General features: G+C 68.7%; 1 protein-coding gene. It reads left to right on the top strand.

Annotation, left to right across the window (positions count from 1 at the left end; all coding sequences use genetic code 11):
- Positions 1-466: prolyl oligopeptidase family serine peptidase (locus J5M58_RS26750; protein WP_207880386.1), on the top strand; the 466-nt coding region annotated here is incomplete at both ends.

Genomic DNA, 466 nt, shown 5'->3' with positions numbered 1-466 from the left:
CAGTTCGACGCGTCCGAACTGACGGTGCGGCGCGAACACGCGCGCTCGCGCGACGGCACGCTCGTGCCTTATACGCTGGTCGGGCCGCGCGACGTGCTGGACAATGCGGCGCGCGCGCCGCGCCCCTGCCTGTTGAACGGCTACGGCGGCTTCGCGATTGCGCTCACGCCCGATTACGATCCGTTGCTCGGCATCGGCTGGCTCGAGAAAGGCGGCATCGCGGTGTTCGCCCATATTCGCGGCGGCGGCGAGTTCGGCACGCAGTGGCACGAATCGGCGCGGCAAACGCAACGGCAGCGATCGTTCGACGATTTCATCGCGGTCGCCGAAAAACTCGTCGCGGACGGCGTGACGAGCGCCGCGCAACTGGGTATTCGCGGCGGCAGCAACGGCGGGCTGCTGGTCGCGGCATGCATGATTCAGCGCCCGGACCTGTTCGGCGCAGTGGTGAGCGACGTGCCGCTTC

The sequence above is a fragment of the Pseudomonas sp. 32_A genome, assembly GCF_017490905.1.
In the GTDB taxonomy this organism is placed as follows: Bacteria; Pseudomonadota; Gammaproteobacteria; order Pseudomonadales; family Pseudomonadaceae; genus Aquipseudomonas; species Aquipseudomonas inefficax.
The sequence above is the reverse complement of the archived record's forward strand: the minus strand, read 5'-3'. Positions and strand labels throughout refer to the sequence as shown.